6 protein-coding genes are annotated in these 3,692 nt (G+C 63.9%); 3 read left to right on the plus strand and 3 right to left on the minus strand.

Going from position 1 to position 3,692, the window contains the following annotated elements; genetic code table 11:
- On the plus strand, positions 1–391 hold a 391-nt coding region (locus tag ACE3S9_RS16535; RefSeq protein ID WP_374547574.1), incomplete at its 5' end, for a winged helix-turn-helix transcriptional regulator.
- A gap of 71 nt (positions 392–462) precedes the next feature.
- Positions 463–912 carry an SgcJ/EcaC family oxidoreductase gene (locus ACE3S9_RS16540; protein ID WP_374547575.1) on the plus strand — a complete coding sequence of 150 codons (450 nt, stop codon included), beginning with the start codon at positions 463–465 and terminating at the stop codon, positions 910–912.
- A gap of 97 nt (positions 913–1,009) precedes the next feature.
- On the opposite strand, the gene ACE3S9_RS16545 is transcribed toward ACE3S9_RS16540, so the two are convergent.
- From ACE3S9_RS16545 to ACE3S9_RS16555, 3 genes are all read right to left on the minus strand, one after another.
- Positions 1,010–2,089: a 5-(carboxyamino)imidazole ribonucleotide synthase gene (locus ACE3S9_RS16545; protein ID WP_374547576.1), complete on the minus strand. Its 1,080-nt coding sequence runs from the start codon at positions 2,087–2,089 to the stop codon at positions 1,010–1,012.
- Between the two features lie 5 nt (positions 2,090–2,094).
- On the minus strand, positions 2,095–2,559 hold the full coding sequence (gene purE, locus ACE3S9_RS16550) for a 5-(carboxyamino)imidazole ribonucleotide mutase (RefSeq protein WP_374547578.1): 465 nt from the start codon (positions 2,557–2,559) through the stop codon (positions 2,095–2,097).
- A gap of 150 nt (positions 2,560–2,709) precedes the next feature.
- Positions 2,710–2,928 (minus strand): YdcH family protein, encoded by a 219-nt coding sequence (locus ACE3S9_RS16555; RefSeq protein ID WP_374547579.1) that lies wholly within the window; start codon positions 2,926–2,928, stop codon positions 2,710–2,712.
- A 344-nt stretch (positions 2,929–3,272) separates the two neighbouring features.
- On the opposite strand from ACE3S9_RS16555, the gene ACE3S9_RS16560 reads away from it, so the two are divergent.
- Positions 3,273–3,461, plus strand: coding sequence for a YdcH family protein (locus ACE3S9_RS16560; protein ID WP_374547577.1), 189 nt, complete (start codon positions 3,273–3,275; stop codon positions 3,459–3,461).
- Positions 3,462–3,692: the final 231 nt, after the last annotated feature.

The following is a 3,692-nucleotide window of genomic DNA, read 5'->3' on the forward strand; positions in this document are numbered from 1 at the left end:
AAAGCCCAGCCAGACCAGACAGTTGGACCCTGCGGCGATCTGCCGGAGTTCGGACCCGATGGCGGTGCGGGAACTGTTGACGAAAATCGGCGACAAGTGGACGATCTTCGTCGTGTTGTCGCTCGACCTTCTCGGCGGCCGCGCCCGGTTCTCCGAACTCGAACGCGCGGTTCCGGGCATTTCGCAGCGGATGCTCTCCTCAACCTTGAGAAATCTCGAACGCGACGGGATGGTGATCCGGGAAGTGTTCCCCGAAGTGCCGCCCCGCGTCGAATATGAGATGACGAGTCTGGGACGGAGTCTGTTGCGCCCCACGCAGGGACTGGTCGATTGGGCCAAGGAGAACTGGGAACAAGTTCGCGAGGCGCAATCGGGATACGATCAGCGATAGCCGCCTCCATAAAGGAACCGGCGAAGGGCGGCTGGCTGCGCTCATGGATAGGAAGACGAGAGGCTAACGGGATGCCGATGTTCCGAACGGAAGATGCGCCGGAGGCGTTCCAATCCGCATGGAATGCTCACGACATGGAAGCCTTTGCCGCTCTGTTCGACGACGATGCGACGTTCGTGAATCGGTTCGGGCGCTATGTGCGAGGCGTCGGTGAGATCATCGCCCTTCACCGCCCGATCCATGAGACAATTTATCGCGATTCGACTCTGGCGAATGAACTGATCGACGTGGTCCCCATCGGTGATGGCGCAGCGATCATACACTTCTGGAGTCGGCTCACGACCGGGTCAGCGCATCCGGCCGGCGCGCACAAGGTCGATACATTGATCCTGGCTGTGCTCACGCGGCGCGACGGCGTATGGCGATTTCAGGCGGTTGAGAATGTTACTTTGACAAATCCCCGCACCGGCGAGATGGTCCTGAGGGACGGGCCGACACACACAGTGACTGGAATTCGTTGAAGGGCGTTCGCTCCGAGGTCGTCCGTGAGCGACCTTGGCCGTTCATGACTGAAAGCCGACGAGCAGGTGACAGCCCCTCCTCGGCGGCGGCAAGACGTCACTTCAAAATGGTGACATGGCCCATCTTGCGGCCGGGACGCGCTTCGGATTTGCCGTAGAGATGCAGGCAGGCGCCGCGGATTTGCAGGAACTCCCGCCAGCGATCGACGTCATGGCCGATCAGATTGTGCATCTCCACCGGACCATGCGCGCGCGCCAGTCCGAGCGGGAAGCCACAGATCGCGCGGACGTGCTGCTCGAATTGCGAGGTCACCGCGCCGTCCAGCGTCCAGTGACCGGAATTATGGACGCGCGGCGCGATCTCGTTGACCAGCAGCTTGCCGCCCTCCGGCGTCTCCACCACGAACATTTCCACCGCCAGCACGCCGACATAATCCAGCGCGTCGGCGATGCGCCGGGCCTTGTCGCGGGCGCGCTGGCGCAGGTCTTCGCCGATGTCGGCGGGCACGGTCGTGGTCGCGAGAATATGATGTTCGTGAGTGTTGCGACCGACGTCCCAGGCGACGAAATCGCCATCGAGCCCGCGCGCCGCCACCACCGAGACCTCGCAGACGAAGGGCACGAAACCTTCGAGGATCGCCGGCTGCCCGCCGAGCGCGCGGAAGGCCACGGCGAGGTCCGTGCCCTCGCGAACCAGGCTCTGGCCCTTGCCGTCATAGCCGAAGCGCCGCGTCTTGAGGATCGACGGACGGCCGATCTGCGCCACCGCCCGCGCCAGCGCGCCGGCGTCGTCCACCTGTGCGAAGGGCGCGACCTCGATGCCGAGACCGGCGACGAAATTCTTCTCGATCAGCCGGTCCTGCGTCAGCGCCAGAACGGAAGGCGACGGCCGCACCGGCCGCATCGCGGCCAGAAACTCCGCCGTGCGCGCCGGGATGTTCTCGAATTCATAAGTGACGACATCGACCGCCGCGGCGAAGCCGGCCAGAGCCTCTTCGTCGTCATAGCCGGCCACTGTGGCGGCGGCGGCGACCTCAATCGCCGGATCATCCGTACGGTCGGTGAAAACATGGCAAGACAGGCCAAGGCGCGCGGCGGCGAGCGCGAGCATGCGGCCGAGCTGGCCGCCGCCGATGATTCCGATGCGCGCTCCCGGCGCCAGTCTCGGCTCAGTCATCGTCCTCAGTCGTCGTCCTTGGGCCGCTCCGCCACCGCCGCGGTCTGTTTCGCGCGCCAGGCGTCGAGCCGCGCGGCGAGCTTGTCGTCATTCAGGGCCAGAATGGCGGCGGCGAGCAAGGCCGCATTGATCGCGCCCGCCTTGCCGATCGCCAGCGTCCCGACCGGCACGCCGCCCGGCATCTGAACAATGGAATGAAGCGAATCGACGCCGGAAAGCGCCTTGGATTCGACCGGCACGCCGAGCACCGGCAAAGGCGTCATGGCGGCGGTCATGCCCGGCAGATGGGCGGCGCCCCCGGCCCCGGCGATGATGACCTTGAAACCGTTCTCGCGCGCGCCCTTGGCGAAGGCGACCAACCTGTCCGGGGTGCGGTGCGCCGAAACGATCCGCGCTTCCGCCGCCACGCCCAGAGCCTCCAGCGTTTCGCTGGCGTGGCGCATGGTCGCCCAGTCGGACTGGCTTCCCATGATGATGGCGACAGGAGGCTTGCTGCTCGGCACTTGCTTCGAACCCGGACCGTTGGAAAGGCGACGTGTCTAAAGCCAAGCGCCTGAAAGGGAAAGCCCGTTTTTGCCGAAATCGCGCGATTTCGCCAATGGGCCGGAGATATCGGCCATTCAGGCGATGATGTCCGGGGTGAGCGCGTCTTCGAGGAAGACGATCCGGTCGCGCAGCATCAGTTTTCGTTTCTTGAGCCGCTGCAATTGCAGGAGGTCGCCGGCGCCGACGGCCATTAGCGCGTCGATGGCGGCGTCCAGGTCGCGATGCTCCTGGCGCAGACGCTCGACTTCAATGGCGAATTCGGCCCGCTCTTCTTCGCTCAGTTCTCTGGTCATCGAAAACCGCTGGCCATTTCCGGACGCGACGGGCGCGCCCTCCGTTCTCGGGGCGCCGTGCGCCATTATTGGGCGCTGCCCGCGCCGTGGGCGGGATTATGGGCGCGCGGGGCGCCAAGAGCAAGGCCAAGATGCGGGCGCCCGCGCGCAAGCGGCGGGCAAATAGGCCAAGCTCGAGCGGAAAGGCGCATCCTGCGGCATGGTCTGGAAATTTTATCGCCGGACTCATGTTGCATTGCGGAAAAAGCGCACCTAAACACCACAATTTCGTCAACAGAATTCCACTTGCGCCCGCCCGGGATCGTGTCACAATCCTGTCGTTCAAGCATCGATAGGAGTTGCGCATGTCCTTGCAAACCCATCTCGCCGAACTCGAACGCCGCCACATGGCGCTGCAACGGGAAATCGAGAAGGAAGAGCTCCATCCAGCATTCGACGAGCTCAAGCTGCACGAATTGAAGCGACGCAAACTGCTTCTCAAGGACGAAATCGCCAAACTGCGCCAATCGAAGGAAAGAGAACTGGTTCACTGAACCGCTATCCGTGGCGAATAATCCGCCGGGCCGAAAGGTCCGGCGTTTTCATGTCCGAAGCGCCGTTTCCGTTTCCCTCTTGCGCGCGCAGCCGCGTTGACATGCGCAAAACGTCGATTAGCCGAAGGAACAAGCGCCTCATTCTGGACTTATCGGCCTTTCCAGCGCACTTTCCGCACAATTTCGCGCGGGCCACCGCGTGCATAAGAACGGGAGCGTGGGGAACATGGC

Source organism: Rhodoblastus sp. (assembly GCF_041915505.1).
Lineage (GTDB): Bacteria > Pseudomonadota > Alphaproteobacteria > Rhizobiales > Beijerinckiaceae > Rhodoblastus.

Excerpts from the sequence above, each read along its gene's own strand:
- ACE3S9_RS16560 (WP_374547577.1), top strand. The coding sequence starts at position 3,273 with ATGTCCTTGCAAACCCATCTCGCCGAACTCGAACGCCGCCACATGGCG.
- ACE3S9_RS16555 (WP_374547579.1), bottom strand. The coding sequence starts at position 2,928 with ATGACCAGAGAACTGAGCGAAGAAGAGCGGGCCGAATTCGCCATTGAA.
- ACE3S9_RS16540 (WP_374547575.1), top strand. The coding sequence starts at position 463 with ATGCCGATGTTCCGAACGGAAGATGCGCCGGAGGCGTTCCAATCCGCA.
- ACE3S9_RS16545 (WP_374547576.1), bottom strand. The coding sequence starts at position 2,089 with ATGACTGAGCCGAGACTGGCGCCGGGAGCGCGCATCGGAATCATCGGC.
- purE (WP_374547578.1), bottom strand. The coding sequence starts at position 2,559 with ATGGGAAGCCAGTCCGACTGGGCGACCATGCGCCACGCCAGCGAAACG.